Origin of the sequence: Prevotella pectinovora, from assembly GCF_000834015.1 — a bacterium.
GTDB lineage: Bacteria > Bacteroidota > Bacteroidia > Bacteroidales > Bacteroidaceae > Prevotella > Prevotella pectinovora.
In genome coordinates this window covers 93,358-116,486 of sequence record NZ_JXQI01000060.1, presented here as the reverse complement: position 1 = coordinate 116,486, position 23,129 = coordinate 93,358, and the positions used below count along the sequence as shown (strand labels likewise).

General features: G+C 49.7%; 17 protein-coding genes, 1 tRNA gene and 2 pseudogenes. 15 read left to right on the top strand and 5 right to left on the bottom strand.

The window, feature by feature from the left end; genetic code table 11:
* Nucleotides 1–48 precede the first annotated feature (48 nt).
* From tnpC to ST42_RS07660, 7 genes and pseudogenes are all read left to right on the top strand, one after another.
* A complete protein-coding gene (gene tnpC / locus ST42_RS07680) occupies nucleotides 49–1,482 on the top strand; it encodes an IS66 family transposase (protein ID WP_044073066.1) in 1,434 nt (477 codons plus the stop codon).
* Between the two features lie 222 nt (nucleotides 1,483–1,704).
* Nucleotides 1,705–3,630 (top strand): tetracycline resistance ribosomal protection protein Tet(Q), encoded by a 1,926-nt coding sequence (tet(Q), locus tag ST42_RS07675; RefSeq protein ID WP_044073065.1) that lies wholly within the window; start codon nucleotides 1,705–1,707, stop codon nucleotides 3,628–3,630.
* Nucleotides 3,630–3,839, top strand: a pseudogene (locus tag ST42_RS07670) (hypothetical protein); the annotation flags it as partial. The gene tet(Q) and the pseudogene ST42_RS07670, both read left to right, overlap by 1 nt.
* A 347-nt stretch (nucleotides 3,840–4,186) precedes the next feature.
* On the top strand, nucleotides 4,187–5,806 hold the full coding sequence (locus ST42_RS07665; protein WP_044073064.1) for a hypothetical protein: 1,620 nt from the start codon (nucleotides 4,187–4,189) through the stop codon (nucleotides 5,804–5,806).
* Nucleotides 5,752–5,874 (top strand): annotated as a pseudogene (locus ST42_RS14580) (hypothetical protein); the annotation flags it as partial. The gene ST42_RS07665 and the pseudogene ST42_RS14580, both read left to right, overlap by 55 nt.
* A gap of 3 nt (nucleotides 5,875–5,877) precedes the next feature.
* Nucleotides 5,878–6,018: a hypothetical protein gene (locus tag ST42_RS13845; RefSeq protein ID WP_156137022.1), complete on the top strand. Its 141-nt coding sequence runs from the start codon at nucleotides 5,878–5,880 to the stop codon at nucleotides 6,016–6,018.
* 208 nt (nucleotides 6,019–6,226) lie between these two features.
* Nucleotides 6,227–9,778 (top strand): glycosyl hydrolase 2 galactose-binding domain-containing protein, encoded by a 3,552-nt coding sequence (locus tag ST42_RS07660; RefSeq protein ID WP_197068928.1) that lies wholly within the window; start codon nucleotides 6,227–6,229, stop codon nucleotides 9,776–9,778.
* Nucleotides 9,779–9,954: 176 nt separating this feature from the next.
* On the opposite strand, the gene ST42_RS07655 is transcribed toward ST42_RS07660, so the two are convergent.
* Together ST42_RS07655 and greA are read right to left on the bottom strand one after the other, a co-directional pair.
* Nucleotides 9,955–10,353 carry an HIT family protein gene (locus ST42_RS07655; RefSeq protein WP_022317581.1) on the bottom strand — a complete coding sequence of 133 codons (399 nt, stop codon included), beginning with the start codon at nucleotides 10,351–10,353 and terminating at the stop codon, nucleotides 9,955–9,957.
* 12 nt (nucleotides 10,354–10,365) lie between these two features.
* On the bottom strand, nucleotides 10,366–10,833 hold the full coding sequence (gene greA, locus ST42_RS07650) for a transcription elongation factor GreA (RefSeq protein ID WP_022317580.1): 468 nt from the start codon (nucleotides 10,831–10,833) through the stop codon (nucleotides 10,366–10,368).
* A 246-nt stretch (nucleotides 10,834–11,079) separates the two neighbouring features.
* Between greA and ST42_RS07645 the strand changes: the two genes are divergently transcribed.
* The 5 genes from ST42_RS07645 to ST42_RS07625 all read left to right on the top strand — a co-directional run bounded on the left by ST42_RS07645 (nucleotide 11,080) and on the right by ST42_RS07625 (nucleotide 18,098).
* Nucleotides 11,080–12,378: an L-cysteine desulfidase family protein gene (locus ST42_RS07645; protein WP_197065834.1), complete on the top strand. Its 1,299-nt coding sequence runs from the start codon at nucleotides 11,080–11,082 to the stop codon at nucleotides 12,376–12,378.
* A gap of 82 nt (nucleotides 12,379–12,460) precedes the next feature.
* On the top strand, nucleotides 12,461–14,491 hold the full coding sequence (locus ST42_RS07640; protein ID WP_022317578.1) for a protein-disulfide reductase DsbD family protein: 2,031 nt from the start codon (nucleotides 12,461–12,463) through the stop codon (nucleotides 14,489–14,491).
* Nucleotides 14,492–14,634: 143 nt separating this feature from the next.
* The gene (locus tag ST42_RS07635; RefSeq protein ID WP_044073063.1) at nucleotides 14,635–15,924 is read left to right on the top strand and encodes a M18 family aminopeptidase; all 1,290 of its coding nucleotides are present in this window, start codon (nucleotides 14,635–14,637) and stop codon (nucleotides 15,922–15,924) included.
* A gap of 382 nt (nucleotides 15,925–16,306) precedes the next feature.
* A complete protein-coding gene (kdsA, locus tag ST42_RS07630; protein ID WP_262503199.1) occupies nucleotides 16,307–17,089 on the top strand; it encodes a 3-deoxy-8-phosphooctulonate synthase in 783 nt (260 codons plus the stop codon).
* 61 nt (nucleotides 17,090–17,150) lie between these two features.
* Complete coding sequence (locus ST42_RS07625; RefSeq protein ID WP_042520191.1) at nucleotides 17,151–18,098, top strand: KpsF/GutQ family sugar-phosphate isomerase; 948 nt, start codon at nucleotides 17,151–17,153, stop codon at nucleotides 18,096–18,098.
* A 100-nt stretch (nucleotides 18,099–18,198) separates the two neighbouring features.
* Here the strand turns inward: ST42_RS07625 and ST42_RS07620 are convergent, their stop codons facing one another.
* The gene (locus ST42_RS07620; RefSeq protein ID WP_044073061.1) at nucleotides 18,199–18,987 is read right to left on the bottom strand and encodes a leucine-rich repeat domain-containing protein; all 789 of its coding nucleotides are present in this window, start codon (nucleotides 18,985–18,987) and stop codon (nucleotides 18,199–18,201) included.
* A gap of 124 nt (nucleotides 18,988–19,111) precedes the next feature.
* The gene (locus ST42_RS07615; RefSeq protein ID WP_042520236.1) at nucleotides 19,112–19,498 is read right to left on the bottom strand and encodes an A1S_2505 family phage non-structural protein; all 387 of its coding nucleotides are present in this window, start codon (nucleotides 19,496–19,498) and stop codon (nucleotides 19,112–19,114) included.
* Nucleotides 19,499–20,225: 727 nt separating this feature from the next.
* Here ST42_RS07615 and ST42_RS14055 point away from each other — a divergent pair.
* Both ST42_RS14055 and ST42_RS07605 read left to right on the top strand, forming a co-directional pair.
* Nucleotides 20,226–20,567, top strand: a complete 342-nt coding sequence (locus ST42_RS14055; protein ID WP_042520190.1) for a hypothetical protein — start codon at nucleotides 20,226–20,228, stop codon at nucleotides 20,565–20,567.
* Nucleotides 20,568–20,597: 30 nt separating this feature from the next.
* Nucleotides 20,598–21,413 carry a vWA domain-containing protein gene (locus ST42_RS07605; RefSeq protein WP_052488277.1) on the top strand — a complete coding sequence of 272 codons (816 nt, stop codon included), beginning with the start codon at nucleotides 20,598–20,600 and terminating at the stop codon, nucleotides 21,411–21,413.
* Nucleotides 21,414–21,687: 274 nt separating this feature from the next.
* Here the strand turns inward: ST42_RS07605 and ST42_RS07600 are convergent.
* Nucleotides 21,688–21,769, bottom strand: a tRNA-Leu gene (locus tag ST42_RS07600).
* 206 nt (nucleotides 21,770–21,975) lie between these two features.
* On the opposite strand from ST42_RS07600, the gene ST42_RS07595 reads away from it, so the two are divergent.
* A complete protein-coding gene (locus ST42_RS07595) occupies nucleotides 21,976–23,064 on the top strand; it encodes a mannose-1-phosphate guanylyltransferase (protein ID WP_044073060.1) in 1,089 nt (362 codons plus the stop codon).
* The last annotated feature ends 65 nt before the right edge of the window (nucleotides 23,065–23,129 follow it).

The following is a 23,129-nucleotide window of genomic DNA, read 5'->3' as shown; positions in this document are numbered from 1 at the left end:
TGTCTATATTTCTTGCCTATGTGAGATATTTTTTGTACCTTTATACCTATGAAAGAGCAAGTTACGGACATATCAAATGTACTGCAAGACATGACAGTAGAGATAAGGTTGATGCGTGAAACCATCAATCAGCAATATGCTGAGATTGCCAAACTGAACCGTAACATAGAAGCTCTGAATCATCAAATACGCAAGAAGGACGAAGAAAATGCAAGACTTAAAGAGCGTCTGTCTAAATACGAGAAGCCCAAGAAGAATTCCAGCAACAGCAGCACTCCGCCGAGCAAGGAGAGCATGAAAGACGAGATAGTCAGAAGAACAAAAAGTCTTCGCAAACCAAGCGGAAAGAAACCAGGCGGACAGGCGGGGCATGACGGTCACAAACTATCCTGCTCTCCATCGCCGGACGAGATAATTGATGACATGCCTAACTATTGCACTAATTGCGGTGAAACGCTCGCAGACGCAGAGCGTGTGCTTGACTATGTAACGCAAGTAGTATCAATTCCGGAACTTAAACCAGTAATCAAGGAGATACGTCACTATGTGATGATTTGCAAGAAGTGTGGTGAGCGTGTACGCACTGCACCAAGACGCAAGTCTAATGATGTTATTTATGATGCAAGCGTGAAATCGCTTGTCGTGTATCTCAGTGTCGTGCAGTTTCTTCCGTATGGGCGTATAGCAAGTTTCTTGCGTGAGGTGTTCGGGCTTGCTCCGAGTGAAGGTTCGCTTGTAAACTGGGTGAAGGAAGCCAAAAGAAACGCACAACCTACCATTGAGAAAATCCAGGAATATATCATGTCGTCAAGTGTCGTCGGTTTCGACGAGAGCGGATGTTATTGCAACAAGCGTCTTGACTGGGCATGGATAGCGCAGACAGTTTATTACACCTTACTCTTCCGTGCTGACGGCAGAAGCTCAAAAGTATTGACGGACAAGTTCGGCGACAGTCTGGAACGAATGACAGCCGTGACAGACCGCCATAGCGCATACTTTGCACTTCATTTCCTCAATCATCAAGTTTGCCTTGCCCATCTGCTGCGAGAGTTGCAGTATTTGTCAGAATTGAACGACAAGCAGGATTGGTCCGACAAGATAGCAAGCTTGTTCCGTGAAGCCATACATGAGAGAAACTCGAACCCATCTGCGATAATACCCAAGGCGTCGTGGTTGGAACGCTTAGACAACCTGCTCAAACTGAATATCTGCAATTTAGGCAAGAAGTTTGAGACACTCAAAAAGGGTCTGATAAAATGCCGTGACTACATCTTCAATTTCCTCGAAGACCCAATGATACCATCTGACAATAATGGAAGTGAGCGTGGAATACGTAAGTTGAAAATCAAGTTGAAGAACTCCTGCACATTCCGTTCTGATTTTGGGGCAGATGCATTTCTTGAATTACATTCAATCGTTGAAACAGCTAAGAAACACAACAAGACTCCGTTCAATGCAATTCAAGCCTTATTTGAGGCTTGATACCCCGCCATGCCCTTTCGCTGAATAGTTACAAAAAGTTAAAAAATCCTCCCACTTTTGTTAGATATATTTTTTTTGTGTAATTTTGTAATCGTTATGCGGCAGTAATAATATACATATTAATACGAGTTAGTAATCCTGTAGTTCTCATATGCTACGAGGAGGTATTAAAAGGTGCGTTTCGACAATGCATCTATTGTAGTATATTATTGCTTAATCCAAATGAATATTATAAATTTAGGAATTCTTGCTCACATTGATGCAGGAAAAACTTCCGTAACCGAGAATCTGCTGTTTGCCAGTGGAGCAACGGAAAAGTGCGGCCGTGTGGATAATGGTGACACCATAACGGACTCTATGGATATAGAGAAACGTAGAGGAATTACTGTCCGGGCTTCTACGACATCTATTATCTGGAATGGAGTGAAATGCAATATCATTGACACTCCGGGACACATGGATTTTATTGCGGAAGTGGAGCGGACATTCAAAATGCTTGATGGAGCAGTCCTCATCTTATCCGCAAAGGAAGGCATACAAGCGCAGACAAAGTTGCTGTTCAGTACTTTACAAAAGCTGCAAATCCCGACAATTATATTTATCAATAAGATTGACCGTGACGGTGTGAATTTGGAGCGTTTGTATATGGATATAAAAACAAATCTGTCGCAAGATGTCCTGTTTATGCAAACTGTTGTCGATGGATCGGTTTATCCGGTTTGCTCCCAAACATATATAAAGGAAGAATACAAAGAATTTGTATGCAACCATGACGACGATATATTAGAACGATATTTGGCGGATAGCGAAATTTCACCGGCTGATTATTGGAATACGATAATCGCTCTTGTGGCAAAAGCCAAAGTCTATCCGGTGCTACATGGATCAGCAATGTTCAATATCGGTATCAATGAGTTGTTGGACGCCATTTCTTCTTTTATACTTCCTCCAGAATCAGTCTCAAACAGACTTTCAGCTTATCTCTATAAGATAGAGCATGACCCCAAAGGGCATAAAAGAAGTTTTCTTAAAATAATTGACGGAAGTCTGAGACTTCGAGACGTTGTAAGAATCAACGATTCGGAAAAATTCATCAAGATTAAAAATCTAAAGACTATTTATCAGGGCAGAGAGATAAATGTTGATGAAGTGGGGGCCAATGATATCGCGATTGTAGAAGATATAGAAGATTTTCGAATCGGAGATTATTTAGGTGCTAAACCTTGTTTGATTCAAGGATTATCGCATCAGCATCCCGCTCTCAAATCCTCCGTCCGGCCAGACAGGCCCGAAGAGAGAAGCAAGGTGATATCCGCTCTGAATACATTGTGGATTGAAGACCCGTCTTTGTCCTTTTCCATAAACTCATATAGTGATGAATTGGAAATCTCGTTATATGGTTTGACCCAAAAGGAAATCATACAGACATTGCTGGAAGAACGATTTTCCGTAAAGGTCCATTTTGATGAGATCAAGACTATCTACAAAGAACGACCTATAAAAAAGGTCAATAAGATTATTCAGATCGAAGTACCACCCAACCCTTACTGGGCCACAATAGGGCTGACTCTTGAACCCTTACCGTTAGGGGCAGGGTTGCAAATCGAAAGTGACATCTCCTATGGTTATCTGAACCATTCTTTTCAAAATGCCGTTTTTGAAGGGATTCGTATGTCTTGCCAATCTGGTTTACATGGATGGGAAGTGACAGATCTGAAAGTAACTTTTACTCAAGCCGAGTATTATAGCCCGGTAAGTACACCTGCTGATTTCAGACAGCTGACCCCTTATGTCTTCAGGCTGGCCTTGCAACAGTCAGGTGTGGACATTCTCGAACCGATGCTCTATTTTGAGTTGCAGATACCCCAAGCGGCAAGTTCCAAAGCTATTACAGATTTGCAAAAAATGATGTCTGAGATTGAAGACATCAGTTGCAATAATGAGTGGTGTCATATTAAAGGGAAAGTTCCATTAAATACAAGTAAAGACTATGCATCAGAAGTAAGTTCATACACTAAGGGCTTAGGCATTTTTATGGTTAAGCCATGCGGGTATCAAATAACAAAAGGCGGTTATTCTGATAATATCCGCATGAACGAAAAAGATAAACTTTTATTCATGTTCCAAAAATCAATGTCATCAAAATAATGGAGCGGTCAGGAAATTTCTATAAGGCAATACAGTTGGGATATATACTTATCTCCATTCTTATCGGATGTATGGCATATAATAGCCTCTATGAATGGCAGGAGATAGAAGCATTAGAACTTGGCAATAAAAAAATAGACGAGCTCCGAAAAGAAATAAACAATATCAATATTCAAATGATAAAATTTTCTCTATTGGGTGAAACAATACCTTTGTTGGATTAAATAATTCCGGTGACAAAAATATATAGCTAAAATCCCCCCATAGCGTGGGGAACAGAACCCCCTAATGTGGGGTTTCATTCCCCACGCTATGGGGGATTTTATACAAAAACTTGAGTCAAGTTGTAAATATCTTGACAAACATTGTTGTTTTGATCTGCTTTTTATTATATTTGCAAAAAATAACAAAACAAAAGAAAAGTTAGACTACTGATAAAACAGGTACGTTAATGGACTGCTGCATGTTCTGCAACAGAATATTCAGACATGATATATAGTACGACACAGTGGACTTGACTATAACAACACTGCAACATAACCAACAAAAAAATAACATGAAGAAATCAAATCTTTCCGCGAGATTGCTACCGGCACTGTTCGTCGCAGGTGCGCTCGTGTTCACAGGATGTTCAGACAGTGACTATGATTTTGGAAACATCGATTCCACGATTGGTATCGGAAGCGATGGACTCCAGATTCCTGTCAGCACAACCGAAAACATCAAGTTGGGCGACATTTTGGAACTCGAGGAAAACGGAAGTGTAGTAGAGGCTGCAAACGGCGATTATGTGTTCCGCCAGGATGGTGGAAACGTTGCCCCCGTGCATCCGCTTATCGACAAGATTGTAGTTTGGAAGAAGTCCGAGCCCATCATCACTCCAGTGCCTGTAGGTGTCGTATCGCCTACAAAGTCGAAAGGCGTGCGTCGCAATGACTCGTATGTTGGCGACATAAGTGGCGTAGGATACCTTGTGGAGTTCCATTACAGGGGTGAGAAACCGGCAGATGTAATCGAAATGAAGAAGGCTGAATTGAAAGCACCCGTAACACTCAGACTCAAATTCGATGACAATATCAAGAGGAGCATTCCGAAGTTCCAGGAACTCTCGCTGACATTCCCTAACTATATGGAACTGGCAGACAACGGAAGTTTGATGACGCCGACTGTAAATGGAAGAAAGGTAGTCTTCAATGATGTGCCAACCTCAAAAGACCTGGTGGTAAAGGTGAATATCAAGACTATCGACTTCAAGGCTAAGCAGGAATATCCAGGTTCTTCAATAAAGATAAACGGCAAGGATGTGGAACTTGACGGCTTTATCGTATTGAATGTTTCAGCTCCATATACCGGTTCTGCAGCAGATGCAGGAAATGTCGGAGGAGAGATCACCTGTACCTATGAGAACGACAACTTCACCATCGAAGCAGCCACAGGACGCTTCAACCCGGATATCGCCCTCAACGACCTCGGTGACGTGGACATCACCGGCGTGCCGGACTTCCTGAAAGACGGAAATGTGGTGGCAGACCTGTATAATCCGCAGATTTCGCTCGACATCAGCAACGACATGCAGGTGGATGGTGTCGTAAACGGTACTATCAAAGCCTTCAAGAACGGACGCGAGACAGCCTCGGTGGATGTAGAGGGAATACGTGTGACAGGCGGCAAGACAACCCATGTGTGCATCTGCCGCAGAGGAAACGGAGTGGAAGGTTACGACCAGGTAATCACCAAGAGCAATCTGTCAGACCTCATAAAGACCATACCAGACAACATCAAGTTCACCGCTACGGCAATGGCAGACAGCAAGAAGGAAGGACGCTTCGAACTCGGACATACCTACGTGATACAGCCTTCGTATCATGTTGACGCACCGTTGGCATTTGCAGAGAATGCGGTGATAGAATACCGTGACACCCTCGACGGATGGCACGACGACATCAAGGACATGAAGCTTGCAGACGGTGCTTATCTGCTGGCTACGGCAAACGTGACAAGTTGTGTGCCTGCATACATGTCGTTGGATGTCATACCGGTGGATGCCGACAAGAAGGAACTCAAGGGCATCGAGGTGCAGCTCGTTCAGAAGGATGTGAAGGCATCGGCAGACGGAGTGGAATCGCAGACATCACCGCTGGAGGTGAAGATCATGCAGACCGACGAGGCAGACTGAGCGCCAACTGGAAACCCCTCAAGTGGCTTGACGGGGGCATCAGCTTTGCGGCAAGCAGCTTTGCTACAAGCATGGGATATGTGGTGAACATCCATCCGAAGGGCTACAACTTCTTCATCGGCATGGACCACATCCTTGGCAAGACCAGCAAGGAATGTATCCCTCTCAGCTCAAACGCCAGCATATCGATGGGTATGAGCGTGACATGGTAAGATGCCATAACGGACTTTTGCGCGGTATGACAGCCGCTTGTGATATAGCCGGAGGCCAATGGGTGTTGATAGCCCGATGGTCTCTGGCTTTTTTCGTCACTAAACGCTTGTTTCATGAATAAACGCTTGCCGTTTCAAATACTTTTCTTAACTTCGCATCTAAAACCTATTATATATGATCTGTTACCGTAGGATAGCCAATAGCCTGATGGCATTTCTGTTTGCATCAGCAGCCTTTGCTGCCGATCCCGATGCCGATGACAACCTGTCGTTGATGCGCCAGGTGCGCACATCATCATGTTTTGACTACAATCTCACAGGACAACTTCTCACCGATGGCATCGTGACAACCGCGATGCCGCCGACACTCACCGTATGCGATGTCGCCGGACCGCTGCCAAGACGCGAGCGGGAATGGGCAATCGACGGTGGGGAGTGGACCCGCAACACGCTGATGGGCAGCAGCAACAGCCTGCAATATCAGTGGACGGCGATGTCGGTGAAAGCCGACCGCATAAAGTTGCGCTGCTATGTGGCATACGATGAGGCGAAGGCACATGGAGGCTACAGTATAAAAGTGCTTGTGCCGACCGGCAAGAAAGGCGGATGGCGTGTGGTGGCAGAAGACCGGGGCGACAAGCTGCCCGGCACTTTGTCGAAGAGCAAGGTGAGCAGCGACCCAAACAAGCAGACCGGGACAAGCATGCTGCCGCAGCGCGACATCAATCTGCAGTTCGACCTGCCCGCTGACTGCCGGGACATCACGGCCATGCGCCTGGAGTTGGATATGGAAGGAGCTGTATATTGGACAGTCTTCAATATCGATTTCTACAAGGACGGTGGGCGAGTGCTTGCCGATGTCATACCAAACTCCCGTTTCGGAAGCGCCTGGATGAGTGCCGGCGAGGGACATGAATGGGCACAGGTAGACCTGGCGGCAAAGTCAGAGGTGTCGTTCGTTGACCTTTCGTGGATACGCCGACCCAAGCATGGATATATAGAAGTCAGCGACGACGCCCGGCAATGGCGCCGTGTGGCAACGCTGCCCGACAACAGCAAGCGGCGCACCGACCGCATAAAACTCAGCGGCGTCAGTTGCCGCTATGTCAGAGTCACCATGGACGGCGGCAGCATTGATGTGGCGAAGACCGGCGATGTGCCAACCAAGGCATACGTGCTGAGCGAACTGAAGGTTGAAGGAAAGGGCGTTCGGCGCGACACGGAGTCTGCAACCCGCCCCGGTATGGAGTCAGCAAACGGTGGATATGCCGACAACCGCATGATGCTCAATGCCGGAGACTGGAAAGTGTGCCGCGCGTCACAGGTGAAAGCAGGAGGTGAGAAGGTCTCCACCAGACAGTTTGCCACCGATGACAGTTGGATTCCAGCCACCGTGCCAGCCACCGTGCTCACCAGTTTCGTCAACTATGGCGCTCTTGCCAATCCAGACTATGCCGACAATATGTTCGGCATCAGCGATTCATATTTCAACTCCGACTTCTGGTATCGCCGCACCTTCTCCCTGCCGAAGGAGATGGCAGGACAGCGGGTGCTTCTGAATTTCGACGGCATCAACTGGAAAGCCGATGTGTGGGTCAACGGCAAGAAGATAGACCGCATAGAGGGAGCCTTCACCAGTTCCGTAGCCGACATCACGCCATATCTCAACGGAGGAGTAAACACACTCGCCGTGCTTATCCACAAGAATGCACATCCCGGAGCGATAAAGGAGAAAAACCATCTGAACACCGATTTCAACGGCGGCATACTCGGAGCAGACAACCCCACCTTCCATGCCACTATCGGCTGGGACTGGATATCAACTATCCGCGGTCGTGATATCGGTATCTGGAACGATGTCTATCTTACTTCTACTGCTTCCGTAACACTCGCAGACCCCGTAGTAAGCACCCGTTTCGACAATCTGCCCGACACCCTTGCCACCATGACGCCACGCGTGTTGGCGCACAACTGGCTCGACAAGGAAGTGAGCGGAACGCTGAGAGGATGGATAGGCAATCTGAAGTTTGAAAAGAATATCACGCTGAAAGCCGGAGAACAGCGAGAGGTGATGTTCAGTCCCGACGAATACCAGACCCTGTGCGACCGGCGCATACGCCTCTGGTGGCCAAACGGACATGGCGAACCATATCTGCATGATGCCGGATTTGAGTTCGTGGCAGACAATCAGCAGTGCCACAACGCCACTGCCCGCATCCACTACAAGGCAGGTATAAGGGAGATGCGATATGCCGACCCTGACACGCAGCTGAAACTTTTCGTCAACGGGCGACGCATCGTGCCGCTCGGCGGAAACTGGGGATTTCCGGAGTCTAACCTCAACTATCGCCAGAGGGAATACGACATTGCCGTGCGCCTGCACCGCGACATGAACTTCAATATGATTCGCAACTGGGTGGGAATGACCGGCGACGAGGAGTTTTATGACGCTTGCGACAAGTATGGCATCATGGTGTGGCAGGACTTCTGGCTTGCCAACCCTGCCGACGGACCGGATCCCGACGACGAGGTGATGTTCATGCGCAATGCCCGTGATTTCACAAGCCGTATGCGCCGCCATCCGTCGATTGCTCTCTATTGCGGACGAAACGAAGGTTATCCTCCAAAGACCCTCGACGACGGTTTGCGGCAGACTGTGGCAGAGATGAACCCGAAGTTACTCTACATATCATCTTCGGCTGATGATGGAGTGAGCGGACACGGACCGTATTGGGCGGAACCGCCACGTACCTACTTCGCCAAGCAGAGCGGAAAACTGCATACCGAGCGTGGCATGCCTAACGTGATGACGCCGGAAGGCACACGCCGCACACTCGCAGAACCGATAGAATGGGAACCCGGCGACGCCTGGGGACAGCATGATTTCACACAGGCAGGCGCTCAGCGAGGCGCTTCGTTCATGGCAATCGTCGAACGTATGTTCGGCAAACCGGAGTCTGCCGACGACTTCACCCGTCTGGCACAATGGGAAAACTATGAAGGTTATCGTGCGATGTATGAGGCAGACTCGAAATACCGCCAGGGACTGCTCATCTGGATGAGCCATGCCTGCTGGCCAAGCTATACATGGCAGTGTTATGACTATTATTTCGAACCTACGGCAGCCTTCTTCGGCGCACGCAAGGCTTGCGAACCATTGCATATCCAGCGTAACGCCCTGACACGCAGCATCGAGGTGGTAAACCGCACGGCGGATAACTATAAAGACCTTGTGGCAACCCGCGAACTGCTCGATATCCGTGGCAATATTGTCCGTGTGGATAGCAATATGGTAAACTCCAATGGTGACTCCACCGTAGAACTGGCAGCTCTCGCCACCGACTCCGTGCCCGGGAATATCGACGGAACGGTGTATTACATCCGTTTGAGACTCGCCGACAGCAATAACGCGACGTTGTCTACCAATTTCTATGTGCTGTCTACCGACGAAGGCAATCTGCAGCAGCTTGCCACGCTGCCCGTGGTGAAAGTGGCGGCTTCAGTAAAACGCCCGTCCGGCAACGGCATGACTCTGACTTTGCGGAACACCGCTTCCACACCGGCAATGATGATAAGGCTGAACCTCAAGACCGGAGATGGCAGTCAGGTGCTGCCCGTGGACTATTCAGACAATTATTTCCACCTCATGCCCGGAGAGGAGCGCACTGTCAATATCAGATGGGACAATGCCGATGCGCGACAGCAAGTACCGTTTGTCGAGCTTACGGGATATAACGTGGAACAGTGTGTGTTGAAATAGTAAAGCCGTACGGAGATAGGGTAGGAGTGTCGTCATTTCTTGTCTTATATGGCGATTTGTCCATAAAAAAAATTAACCCCAAACGGTCATCATGCCGTTTGGGGTTAAAAAATCTCTTGGAGTTTCCGTCGTGTCCCTGCTCTTAGTTTTCCTTCAGCCAGAGTGGGGCAGCGTAATTACAGTTTGTTGAACTCAGCGAAGATCTTGTCGGAGATTTCCTTGAACTCTTCGTCGGTGAGTTTCAGCTTAGGGTTAGAGAAGAGCATGTCCTTCTCGTTCTGCATCGGCACGAGGTGAACGTGGGCATGAGCCACTTCCAGTCCGAGCACCGCCATGCCCACCTTGCGGCATGGGAAAGCGTTCTTGATGGCAACTGCCACCTTCTTTGCAAATACCGCCATTTCGGCAATCTCCTCGTCGGTCATGTCGAAATAGTAGTCCACCTCACGGCGTGGGATCACCAGAGTGTGACCCTTCACCAGAGGGTTGATGTCGAGGAACGCATAGAATTTCTCGTTTGCGGCGCATTTCCAGCTTGGAATCTCGCCTGCAGCAATCTTAGAAAAAATGTCCATAATCTATAGTTTTTATTCTACGGAAATCTTGTCGATTCTCAGTCTTATGGTGCCACGAGGAATCTTTATCTCAGCCTCGTCGCCCACCTTCTTGTTGAGCAGTCCCTGTGCGATAGGAGTCTTGATGGAGATTTTTCCCTCCTTGAGGTTCGCCTCGCTCTCGCTGACGATAGTGTATGTCATCTTTGCCTTAGTGGCGATGTTTGTCATCTCCACCTTCGACAAAATCTGTACGGTGTCGGTGCTGAGGCGTGACGTGTCAACGATCTTCGCTTCAGCGATGGCGAGCTTCAGCTTGTTGATCTTGTCTTCCAGATGAGCCTGTGCCTCTTTTGCCGCATCATACTCAGAGTTCTCACTAAGGTCGCCCTTGTCGGCAGCCTCTGCGATTGCGGCAGATGCCTTCGGACGCTCAATACTTTCCAAACGTTTCAGTTCGGCTACCATCTTGTCGTAGCCATCTTGTGACATGTAAGCCATAATGAAAATTATTTTTTATTTGATTTTATGTGTTTCCTGGCAATATAATATAATGGATTCCGGCAGAGAAATTAGTGCCGGAATCCATTATATTCTCACCAAATGTCTATTCTTTTTGCAAAGATAGGCATATTTTTCATAATTACAAAATAAAAAATTGGCTAAAAACGTGTTTGTTAATATAATTATGCTTATTTTTGCAGCTACATAATTATGTAATACTTTTATTATCCTTGTTATATTATGATTACACCTTCAGAGTATAATGCTATTTTGGACTTGATGCATCGTCAGGTTGTGCCTGCTATTGGATGTACCGAGCCAATTGCTGTGGCACTTTGTGTGGCAAAAGCAACAGAGCTGCTTGCAGCGGAGCCTGATACTATTGATGTCAGACTTAGTGCAAACATTTTTAAGAACGCCATGGGAGTAGGCATCCCTGGCACGGGAATGATCGGTCTTCCCATCGCCATCGCTTTGGGAGCGCTGGCAGGAAAGCCTGAACTCAGTCTGGAAGTGCTCCGCGACTGCACGAAGGACGATGTGGAGCGTGGAAAGAAATACATCGACGAGGGAAGAATCAAGATAACCCTCGAACATGATGACGCCGACAAACTGTATATCAACGCCCTCTGCAAGGCTGGCGGAAAGGAAGCTGAGGCTCGCATCAAGAGCTCCCACACCAATTTCGTCTTCATGCGCAAGGACGCAGAGGAACTGCTCAACGTGGCTTCGTGTGCCGCTAAAGCCTCACAGGCTGCCGACGACATCAGGCTGACGCTGGGTAAAGTGTATGAATTCGCCCACACTGCCAAGCTCGACGACATCCGCTTCATCCTCGACGCCAAGAAGCTCAACGAGGCTGCATCTGCGGCAGGACTGCGCGAGAACTATGGCCACCAGCTGGGCAAGACGCTCTGCAGTCCGCTCGGTCATGGAATCATGGGCGACAGCATCTTCTCCAGAATACTGTCTGCCACAAGCTGTGCCTGCGACGCACGTATGGCGGGAGCCATGGTGCCGGTGATGAGCAACAGCGGCAGCGGAAACCAGGGTATCTGCACCACCATGCCGGTGGTGGTATTTGCCAAGGAGAACCATAACACCGAGGAGGAGCTTATCCGTGCGCTTGTGATGAGTAACCTCACGGCAATATATATCAAACAAAACCTCGGCACGCTGTCTGCACTTTGCGGATGCGTGGTTGCCAGCACGGGCAGCAGCTGCGGTATCACATATCTCATGGGCGGCAACTTCGAGCAGATTTGCTTCTCGGTGAAGAATATGATAGCAAACCTTACGGGAATGATCTGCGACGGTGCGAAGCCAAGTTGCGCCCTGAAGCTCACCAGCGGCGTGAGCACGGCGGTGCTCAGTGCGATGCTCGCCATGCAGCACAAATATGTCACCTCATACGAGGGAATCATCGACGACGATGTGGACCAGAGCATCCGCAACCTCACAGCCATCGGCAGCCGCGGCATGAACGATACCGACCGTTTCGTGCTCGACATCATGACCCACAAAGGTGTGAAGGAGGATTGACGTAACTATATAAGGATTCCTGTTGGAGTCACCTTGATAAACAATCGAAGAAAAATAAAAATAAAAAAACAATAAAGTAATAATGAAAAGTTCAGTAATCAAAAGAATGTTTACGACTTCGCTCATGATGCTTATGGCTATCATGCTGTGGGCACAAGGAAGTCCAGTACATTTCACAGTTAGTCAGAAGCAGGTTTCTGACACCGAAATCGATGTGGTCTTCAAGGGTAAGATCGCCAAGGGCTGGCATGTATATGCCCCCAACATCCCTGCTGACGGACCAATCCCTGCCACTATGCACACCGAGAAGGCTGAGGGCGTGAAGGCAGTAGGCAAGCTCAAGGCCCAGGGCCGGGAAATCAAGGAGTACGACCAGATTTTCGGTATGCAGCTTCGCTATTATGAGAACAGCGTTACCTTCGTGCAGCGCTATAAGATTACGGGCAAGACATACTCTGTGAAGGGTTATCTGGAGTATGGCGCCTGCAACGACTCTGGCTGTATGCCTCCTACCTCTGTAGAGTTCTCATACAAGGGCAACGGTCCTGCCGATGCTCCTGAGGCTCAGGAGGAAGCTACAGAGGAGGCTGCCGCTGCCGACACTGCAGCCGTGGCACCGGCCGGCGAGGCTGTTGAGGCTGACTCGGCATCCGTAGTTGCCGACGGCGACCTCTGGAAACCGGTTATCAATGAGCTGAAGGCATATCAGGAAGGTGGCAACGCAAGCCACTCTCTCTTCTATATCCTCATCATGGGCTTCGTGGGCGGTCTGCTCGCAGTGCTCATGCCATGTATCTGGCCTATCATCCCAATGACCGTAAGCTTCTTCATGAAGCGCAACAAGGACAAGAAGAAGGGTATCCGCGATGCCGTTACCTATGGCGTTTCCATCATCGTGATCTACGTGTTGCTCGGCTTCCTTATCACTCTTATTTCGGGTGGTAACGGACTGAACAGTCTTTCTACCAACGCCGTGTTCAACATCATCATCTTCCTCGTGCTCGTTGTATTCGCAGTGTCATTCTTCGGATGGTTCGAGCTTGAGCTGCCTTCTAAGTGGACAAACTCCGTAGACAACAAGGCTTCTGCAACAACAGGTCTCGTGTCTATCTTCCTTATGGCGTTCACCCTCGTGCTCGTGTCATTCTCTTGCACCGCACCTATCATCGGACTGCTCCTCGCTGAGTTCTCTACATCGGGTAACATCGCCGCTCCGGCAGTCGGTATGCTTGGCTTCTCTATTGCCCTCGCATTGCCGTTCACACTCTTTGCCATGTTCCCGGCATGGCTCAAGTCAGCTCCTAAGTCTGGCTCTTGGATGAACACACTGAAGGTGAGCCTCGGTTTCGTGGAGCTCGCATTCTCTCTGAAGTTCCTCTCTGTTGCAGACCTCGCTTACGGATGGCACATCCTCGACCGTGAGACATTCCTCGCTCTCTGGATAGCTATCTTCTTCCTCTTGGGTCTCTACCTCATCGGCAAGCTCAAGTTCCAGAGCGACGTGATGCTCGGTGAGCCAAAGCCAATGCCAGTGCCTTGCGTGATGCTCGGTCTTGTTTCTCTGGCATTCGCCGTATATATGATTCCTGGTCTCTGGGGTGCTCCTTGTAAGGCTGTCAGCGCCTTCGCACCGCCGATGAACACACAGGACTTCAACCTTAATACCAACGAGGTGAAACCTAAGTACACTTCTTATGAAGAGGGTGTAGCTGCCGCTGCAGCACAGGGCAAGCCTATCCTCATCGACTTCACCGGCTTCGGTTGTGTGAACTGCCGTAAGATGGAGGCTGCCGTATGGACAGACCCACGCGTTGCCGACAAACTCAACAACGACTATGTGCTCATCTCTCTCTATGTTGACGACAAGCAGCCTCTGGCCAAGCCTATCGAGGTGACCGTGAACGGACAGAAGCGCACTCTGCGTACTGTCGGTGACAAGTGGAGCTACCTGCAGCAGAGCAAGTTCGGTGCCCTCGCACAGCCATACTACGTGACCCTCGGTCCTGACGGTATGCCTCTCTCTCGTCCATTCTCATTCAAGGAAGACGTGTCAGACTATCTGAACTTCCTCCAGGAGGGCTTGGACAATTATAGAAGCAAGCAGAACGACTGATAAGCAAATACAGAGAAAGGGACAGCCGGATGATGCATCGTCACGTCGGGCATGTCCCTTTCTTGTTATATATAATATGGTATGAATGAGGCGTCTGTCATTCTCCGACGCGCCTTGATTGTATAACTTAAAAACAAAGTACTATGGTAAAAGACCTTCTCGCATTTCTCGATGCATCGCCAGTGAATTTCCTCGCAGTGAAGACCCTCAAGGAGCGTCTTGCCGCTGCCGGTTTCAAAGAGATGGATTCCACTGCTCCCATAGGCACCATTGAGCCAGGCGACCAGCTGTTCTTCACCAAGAACGACTCCTCGCTCTATGCCGTCCGCATAGGCAGGCAGACTATCGCCGATGCGGGATTCCATCTGATATGCGCCCATTGCGACTCGCCCACCTTCCGTATCAAACCGAATCCGGAAATGGTATGTGAGGGAGGCATCACGAAACTCAACACCGAGGTATATGGTGGACCTATCATGAGCACATGGTTCGACCGTCCGCTGAGCCTCGCCGGAAGAGTCATCTTGCGCACCGACAATCCGCTGCAGCCGGAAACCCGTCTGCTGCATGTGAAGCGACCATTGCTGCAGATTACCAATATCGCCATCCACTTCAACCGTCAGGTGAACGACGGTGTGAAACTGAGCAAGCAGAAAGACATGCTCCCGCTGCTCGGCATCGTGAACGACCAGCTTGAGGCTGGCAACATGCTGATGAACGTCATCACCGGCGAACTCGGTGTAAAGGCGCAGGATATCCTCGACTTCGACCTCTATCTCTACGACACTGCTCCTGCCAGCACTTTCGGCGTGCATGATGAGTTTATCTCTGCCGGCAGACTCGACGACCTGAGCATGGTTCATGCCGGACTCATGGCGTTGATGATGAGTGGCGGTGTGCCGGAGACTACACAGGTGCTTGCCGTATTCGACAATGAGGAGACCGGCAGCCAGACAAAGCAGGGAGCCGGCAGCCCGTTCCTGAGCAGTCTGTTGCAGCGTCTGGTGTTCGCACAGGGTGGCGAAATGTCGGATTTCTACCGCAGCGTGGAGAATTCGTTCATGATTTCTGCCGACAATGCCCATGCCTGGCATCCTAACTATCCTGAGAAGTTCGACCCTACCAACCATCCTATGCTTGGCGGTGGTCCATGCATCAAGTTCAATGCAGCCCAGAAGTATGCCAGCGACGCCGTTTCGGCAGCCATCTTCACAGGCATTTGTGAGAAAGCCGGTGTGCCATGCCAGCGCTTCGTCAACCATAGCGACGTGGCAGGCGGCAGCACCCTCGGCAATATCCTTGCTTCATCATTGCCTCTGCGTGGCGTAGACATGGGTAACCCTGTCCTCGGCATGCACTCCGTGCGTGAGACGGGTTCTGTGGCAGACCATGAATACTGCATCAAGGCATTCACGGAGTTCTATAAACTGTGATTTGCAGAGCGTAGACCTGCATAACCCCAAAACGCTGTCATCTGGTCGTTCAACGTAATACCCAAAACGGTCATCCCTCTTTGCTGTATTTGCAATGTGGGATGACCGCTATCGTTTCTAATATGTCGTTATAGCCTTTTGGCCTTCAAATGATAACTGAAAGTCTTTCTTAATGGCTGTTGTTGTCAGTAATTACTTTCTTGCCGTTGATGATATTATGAAACGATAGGCTAATGGTATATAGTAGCCAAAGATTTTCAGGAAAATCCTTTGCTGCTTGGAGTTGATGTGTTATATTTGCCGTGAAATTGAGAAATATGCTTTTTTGCGTCCTTATAGTCCGTTGAGATGAGGGCGGGAGAAGGCAGGGATTGTTATAATTATTAGAAACAAAACTTATCATCAACAAATGGATCCAATATTTATCACCGGACCATGTGTCATAGAGTCGGCAGAATTGCTCGACACCATAGCGGCAGAGATAAAGCGCCTAAGCGACATGACGGGTCGCACATTCTATTTCAAGGCATCCTTCGACAAGGCAAACCGCACGTCGATACACTCCTTCCGCGGCCCCGGACTGGAACGCGGACTGCAGATGCTTGCCGACGTGAGAGAGAAATACCATCTGCCGCTGCTCACCGATATCCATGAGAGCTGGCAGGCAAAGGCAGCCGGAGAGGTGGTGGACGTGTTGCAGATTCCTGCATTCCTGTGCCGCCAGACCGACCTCCTCGTAGAGGCAGCACGCACCGGACGCACGGTGAACATCAAGAAGGCACAGTTTCTTTCTGGCGAAGACATGCGCTATCCCGTGGAGAAATGCCGTGAGGCAGGTGCCAAGGAGGTGTGGCTTACCGAGAGAGGCAACAGCTTCGGATACAACAATCTTGTGGTGGACTTCCGCAATCTGCCAGCCATGTCGCAGTATGCCGACCGCGTGGTGATGGACTGCACACACAGCGTGCAGCGGCCAGGAGGAGCCGGCGGAAAGACTGGCGGCGACCGTCAGTATGTGCCGATGATGGCGTTGGCGGCAAAGGCGTTCGGAGCACAGGGATATTTCTTCGAGACGCATCCCGACCCTGACCATGCCCTCAGCGACGGACCGAACATGCTCTATCTGAAAGACCTCGAAGGAGTGGTGAAGAGTCTGCTTGACTAACAGAAACTGCCGTCCCGTCAGTCAGTGCTGATGGGAATAATCGGAAAACAAAAGTAGAATTATGAAATACACACATACAGCAATAAAATGTATCGAGGACGAGTCGAAGGCTCTCCTTGAACTCATACCCAATATCGATGACAATTTCGACAAGGCTGTCGATATCATACTACAGTGTAAGGGAAAGCTCATCGTTACCGGAGTGGGCAAGAGCGGACATATCGGTGCGAAGATTGCCGCTACGCTCTCTTCAACGGGAACGCCGAGCTTCTTCATCAATCCCCTTGATGCCTTCCACGGCGATCTCGGCGTGATACAGGCAGAGGATGTGGTGTTGGCATTGTCTAATTCCGGACAGACCGATGAGCTGCTGCGCTTCCTGCCGTATCTCATCGAACATAAGATCCCTGTTATCGGAATGAGCGGAAACCCGGAGTCGCTGCTCGCCAAATATGCCACTGCCCATCTGAACTCCAGAGTGAGCCGTGAGGCTTGTCCGTTGGGACTCGCTCCCACATCATCCACTACGGCAGCCCTCGCCCTGGGCGACGCCCTGGCATGTGCGCTGATGGTGGCACGCAACTTCAAGGCTACCGATTTCGCACAGTTCCATCCAGGCGGTTCGCTCGGCAGACGACTGCTCACCAGGGCTAAGGACGTGATGCGTTCCGACGACCTGCCTGTAGTAGACCCTCAGACGAAGCTCGGCGAGGCCGTTATACATGTGAGCAACGGCAGACTGGGACTGTGTGTGCCGGTGGTTGACGGCAAGGTGGTGGGTCTCGTCACCGACGGCGACATACGCCGTGCGATGGAGAGCTCGCAGGACAGATTCTTCCAACTCACCGTTGCCGACATCATGACGAAGACGCCGAAGATGGTGTCGCCGGAAATGAAGATTACCGACATAGAGCAGGTGCTCCATCAGAACAAGATACACTGTGTTCTCGTGGTTGACGAGGAGAAGCATCTGCTTGGCGTGGTGGATTCATTCCGCACTATGTTGTAGATTTTTTCAGCTATATATATAAGCCCCCAAACGGTCATTAGGTCGACAAGTCCTAATGACCGTTTTGGGATAAAAAGGTTGGTGGAGCTGGCGCAAAGTCTTATTTCAGCTTGCTCCGCTCAATCACGTGTACGAAGTCCTGCCAACCTTTCTTCGCCTTGTATTTTCCCACACATCCGTCAGGAACTACGAGCCATGTGTTCTGCAGCACTTCGCGGCAGAAAGCGTTAGGCGCGTCGTGAGGATTCCTGTTTGTTATTGCTATCGCCTTCAGGTTTGGAGTGTCGCTGAATGCGCCTTCGCCGATGTTTATCATGTCATCGCCAAGAGTGACATACTCCAACGAGGTGCAGCATCTGAAAGCGTTCTCGCCGATAGTGTGCATGTCTTTCGGACAGTCGAAGCGTTTCAGTTTGATGCATCCCCAGAAGCAGGCGTTACCGATGCCCTTGAGGTTGTTGTCGGTATGTATTGATTCAAGCTCCGTACACCATTGAAAGGCACTCATGCCGATGTGGCGCAGCTTGGCAGGACAGGTGAAAGTCTTCAGCGGACATCTGGTGAATGCTTGTGACTCGATGAACTTTATGGCATCGTTTAGCGTTATCGACTCCAGCGAGCAACCGTCGAAGGCACCGCAGGCAATCACCTCTATGGTCCAGTTCGTCAGTCCTCTTGACACATTGTATGGAATCTTGACATGCTTCAGGTTCGGTTCCATACACCGTTGTACGGTGGCCTCTCCCTGGTATGTCAGTGCCGTCTCCGACACCATTCCGTATTGTATCGGTCCGGAGATGAAGTATGGCAGATTGAGGTGGTCTTGCGCCATGGCGGCGTTGGTCATGACCATAAAGCAGGTCAGCAGTAGCATCTTCAGTTTCTTCATGATGTTATTGTTTTTTATTGTTCTTGATTATACCTTATCTATTATGCGTTGTCGTTGGTGGAGAGAACGTCCTGTTGTCGTCATACTCTGTTATTCCCCAATCGGTCATCAGTCTGTTGTTGGCTTATTCCAGCACATCCCAGAACTCATCGGGCAGCGAGATGTTCTCAATGTCCTTTGCCTCTTCAAACAGTGGGGCGATGTCATCGGCATCGAATCCCGCTATGCCGCAGCCGATGGCAGTGACGAGGAAATGGAGTTCGGGATGCTTACGGGCATATTCCACGAATTCGTCAACGTAGGGCTTGATGGTCTCCGTGCCTCCCTGCATGGTTGGGATGGCATACGACTGTCCCTGCATTCCTACGCCCTGTCCCATTACGGCACCGAAATGCAGTCTCGCCGCACGTGCCGCGCCGCCGGCGTGGATGCCCTGCAGGTTTGAACCGAACACGAATATCTCGTTCGGCTTGAGGGCGGTGATTAGTGATGGTGTGATTCTTCTGTTCATGATATCTGTATTTTGTTCTGATTCCTGTTGCCAGTTGGCGAAGCGTGGGAGTAATGAAGCTGACATCGGACTTGCCTTGCTGAAGCATGCGTCTGCCGAACTGTCTTCCATGCAGGGTTCCATGACCGGAGCCATGGTGAGACCTTCGCCGTAATTCTCGATTACGTAGGGAGTCACCACTTCCTCCATCATCTTCTTGTATCTCATGTTCACTGCAGCCGGAGTGATGCCGAGCTGTGCCGCCACGTCCTTCTGTTTGAATCCGGCATAAAACACCATGTGGGCTATCTCCTGCATCATGCGGTCGTGGTAGTGTGATGCCACAGCCTCTGCCACTTGCAGCAGCATGCCCTCCTCCTTGTCGGTGGACCGCACATATTCCAACACCACATCGGAAGCCTCTTCAGAGAGATGCTCATACTCCTTGTTGTAAGCCTTCAGTGCATCGAGCACCACGAAATGGAAACCCCTCACCATCCATGTAGACAGCTTGGCAGCTTTCGGCTTCTTGAGCAGAGGTTCGAAATGGTGGGTGAGCAACTGTATGTAGTAGTCGTGGGCGAGTGAATAGAAGTCAAGTCCCGCCTTGCCGTGTAGCTGGTATTTCCTGTCGTATATGCTGTATGCACGCCGGCAGTAGCCATAGAAGTACTCTTTGGTCATATCGCCGTTGAAGGATATGAAGCCGTTTAGTATTATGTCGTCTGGAAGATGAGCCATAAGCTGAATGTTGTTATTGTATGCCGATTTTATTCTCCATGGCAAAGATAATGCAAACCGAAGACAATACAAAACAAGCTTGCTTGTTTTTATTGTTGAGGTGCCGCTTATCTTATTCAAAGATAATGCAAACCGAAGACAATACAAAACAAGCTTGCTTGTTTTTATTGTTGAGGTGCCGCTTATCTTATTCAAAGATAATGCAAACCGAAGACAATACAAAACAAGCCTGCTTGTTTTTATTGTTGAGGTGCCGCTTGTCTTATTGAAAGATTCCATTGTTCTTCTGAAAAAACTTATTATTTTCCGTTTCTTGCTTAATTTTTTTCTGAAATGGTCTTATAAATAGAAAAGAAGTAAACAATTAAACATTACCATTATGAAAAAGATTTTCAATACAAAGAAAGAAACTACTATCGTAGAGAACACGACTACAACTATCGGTGGCGCAGACGAGAAGGGTATGAAAGACATCGCTCCCAAGAAGGTGGGAATGCTCGATATGGTGATTGCCTTCGACACCACCGGTTCGATGGCGGCATATATCGACGACGTGCGCCGTCAGGTGGCCGACCTTATTCCACGACTCTTCAAGGACAATGACGACCTGCGTCTCGGCATTGTGGCTTTCGGCGACTATTGCGACATGAACGGCAAGAATGATTTCGGCGACGCCTATCAGTGTCTGCCGCTCACTCGGAATGAGAACAGCATCATAAAGTTTATAAAGAATACCAAGGATACCTGCGGCGGCGACGGCGACGAGTTCTACGAGTTGGTGATAAAGAAGATAGTGGAGGAGACTTCGTGGCGCCATGGTTCCACACGCAGCATCCTGCTCATCTCCGACGCCGAACCCCACGAACTGGGCTACACTTATCGGAATTATGTGGTGGGCAATCAGATTGACTGGCGCCATGAGGCGAAGAAGGCATCGAAGCGCCGCATCAAGATCGACACCGTGTCTATCAATCCGTTGCCGTGGTATAAGGAACTGTCGGCGATGACGAACGGCGTCAACGTGCCCTTCTCGTCGAGCAGCTATACGGCAGACCTCATCGTTGCCGGCACCATGGCACGCGGTTCCAGCAAGCAGCGCAAGGAGTTTGACAGCCTGGCAATGAAGGCAAGTGTGTGCTGTCCAGACATGGCATCGGTATACGAATGCTACCGTGAGGAAAGAGAAGACGAATAGTCGTTTGGAAAGTTGCTTCAATCTGTCATCAGTTTAACACCGCATTTACGGTCTGATGGCTTTTTGTGAAAATATTAGTTCAGCGGTTTCAGAATCATGACATTACATTACATGTTCTGAAGCCGCTTGCTCTTTTTTTTGTTATGCAATTTTTTGTCTTCTTGTACTCATAAAAGTGTCGCACAAAATTAATTCGCCAACGGGTGTCAATAGGATATGAGTAATCAAAGGGAGGCAACAAAAAAAGGAGAGAAGCAAGCTTCTCTCCTTTCAGTACCCAGAGCCGGGGTCGAACCGGCACGGGTTGCCCCACTGGTGTTTGAGACCAGCGCGTCTACCGATTCCGCCATCTGGGCTTTAATGCGGTGCAAAGGTAATACATTTTGTTGCAATACGCAAACTTTTGCGGATTTTTCTTTTTAAGTAATGTCCAAATTGTTTTTGAACATTACTAAGCACTTCGAATAAAAGAGAAAAAAACATAAAATGTTGTGGGACTCTACAATAATGAGTAACTTAGTGCGTAATAAAGATAAAACCCATTCATTGAATTTAATGCGATATGAATTACAACAACGATAACTACTGCGTGATACTTGCCGGCGGAAAGGGCAGAAGACTCTGGCCGGCAAGCCGCGAAAACGCTCCGAAGCAATTCCTCGACTTCTTCTCCACCGGACGTACGCTCCTGCAGCAGACCTTCGACAGGATGAAGAATATCATCGCTCCTGAGAATATCCTCGTGGCAACCAATGAGGAGTATGGACATTTCGTGAGCGAGCAGCTTCCCGAGCTGCCCGAAGAGAATGTGCTGCTCGAACCCGTCAGCCGCAACACCGCTCCCAGCGTGGAGTGGGCCACCTACCGTATCCTCCACCGCAATGAGAAGGCAAGGATCGTCACGGTGCCGGCAGACCAGATGGTGATGGATGCCGATGCCTTCAGGCGTGATGTCTGCGATGGTCTCGACTGGGTGGGTGCCCATGACGGTCTGCTCGCCATAGGAGTGAAACCCACACGTCCGGAGCCGGGATATGGATACATTCAGTTTGAAGGCGAAGCCGATGCCAGCGGCATATACAAGGTGAAGAGCTACACGGAGAAGCCGGAGAGGGAATTTGCCGAGATGTTCATGAACAGCGGCGAGTTCTATTGGAACACCGGACTCTTCATTGCCCGCTGCTCCACGTTGCGCAACAGCCTGAAAGCCCTGTTTCCGCCAGTGCTGAGCGTCATCGATTCGGCGTCGGTATATTCCCTTGAGGCAGAACAGGCACATATCGCCAAGCGCTATTCGGCTTACCCCAACCTCTCGGTAGACTCTGCCGTGCTGGAAAAGGGCACCAATGTGTATGTCAAGAACGCCTCTTTCGGCTGGGCGGACCTCGGCACCTGGCATTCCATGTATGAAACGATGAGCAAGTGTATGGGCGACAATGTGGTGATAGGCAACATGGTGAAACTCGACAAATGTCATGGCAACATCGTGAAGATGCCCGACGACCATGTGGCGGTGCTCAACGGTCTCGACGGTTATATCGTGGCAGAGAAGGGCAACGTGCTCCTTGTCTGCAAGAAAGAAGACTCGTCAGCCCTCGTGCGCAAATACATCAACGAGGTGAGGATGGACCACGGCGAGGAATATCTGTAACGACGGTTCCCGGCGACTATTATAGCCCCAATCGGTGATTATGCCGGTTGGGGCTTATGACGACA

Excerpts from the sequence above, each read along its gene's own strand:
- tnpC (WP_044073066.1), top strand. The coding sequence starts at position 49 with ATGAAAGAGCAAGTTACGGACATATCAAATGTACTGCAAGACATGACA.
- ST42_RS07665 (WP_044073064.1), top strand. The coding sequence starts at position 4,187 with ATGAAGAAATCAAATCTTTCCGCGAGATTGCTACCGGCACTGTTCGTC.
- ST42_RS13845 (WP_156137022.1), top strand. The coding sequence starts at position 5,878 with ATGGGATATGTGGTGAACATCCATCCGAAGGGCTACAACTTCTTCATC.
- ST42_RS07660 (WP_197068928.1), top strand. The coding sequence starts at position 6,227 with ATGGCATTTCTGTTTGCATCAGCAGCCTTTGCTGCCGATCCCGATGCC.
- ST42_RS07655 (WP_022317581.1), bottom strand. The coding sequence starts at position 10,353 with ATGGACATTTTTTCTAAGATTGCTGCAGGCGAGATTCCAAGCTGGAAA.
- greA (WP_022317580.1), bottom strand. The coding sequence starts at position 10,833 with ATGGCTTACATGTCACAAGATGGCTACGACAAGATGGTAGCCGAACTG.
- ST42_RS07640 (WP_022317578.1), top strand. The coding sequence starts at position 12,461 with ATGAAAAGTTCAGTAATCAAAAGAATGTTTACGACTTCGCTCATGATG.
- ST42_RS07635 (WP_044073063.1), top strand. The coding sequence starts at position 14,635 with ATGGTAAAAGACCTTCTCGCATTTCTCGATGCATCGCCAGTGAATTTC.
- ST42_RS07625 (WP_042520191.1), top strand. The coding sequence starts at position 17,151 with ATGAAATACACACATACAGCAATAAAATGTATCGAGGACGAGTCGAAG.
- ST42_RS07620 (WP_044073061.1), bottom strand. The coding sequence starts at position 18,987 with ATGAAGAAACTGAAGATGCTACTGCTGACCTGCTTTATGGTCATGACC.
- ST42_RS07615 (WP_042520236.1), bottom strand. The coding sequence starts at position 19,498 with ATGAACAGAAGAATCACACCATCACTAATCACCGCCCTCAAGCCGAAC.
- ST42_RS14055 (WP_042520190.1), top strand. The coding sequence starts at position 20,226 with ATGTTGTTATTGTATGCCGATTTTATTCTCCATGGCAAAGATAATGCA.
- ST42_RS07605 (WP_052488277.1), top strand. The coding sequence starts at position 20,598 with ATGAAAAAGATTTTCAATACAAAGAAAGAAACTACTATCGTAGAGAAC.
- ST42_RS07595 (WP_044073060.1), top strand. The coding sequence starts at position 21,976 with ATGAATTACAACAACGATAACTACTGCGTGATACTTGCCGGCGGAAAG.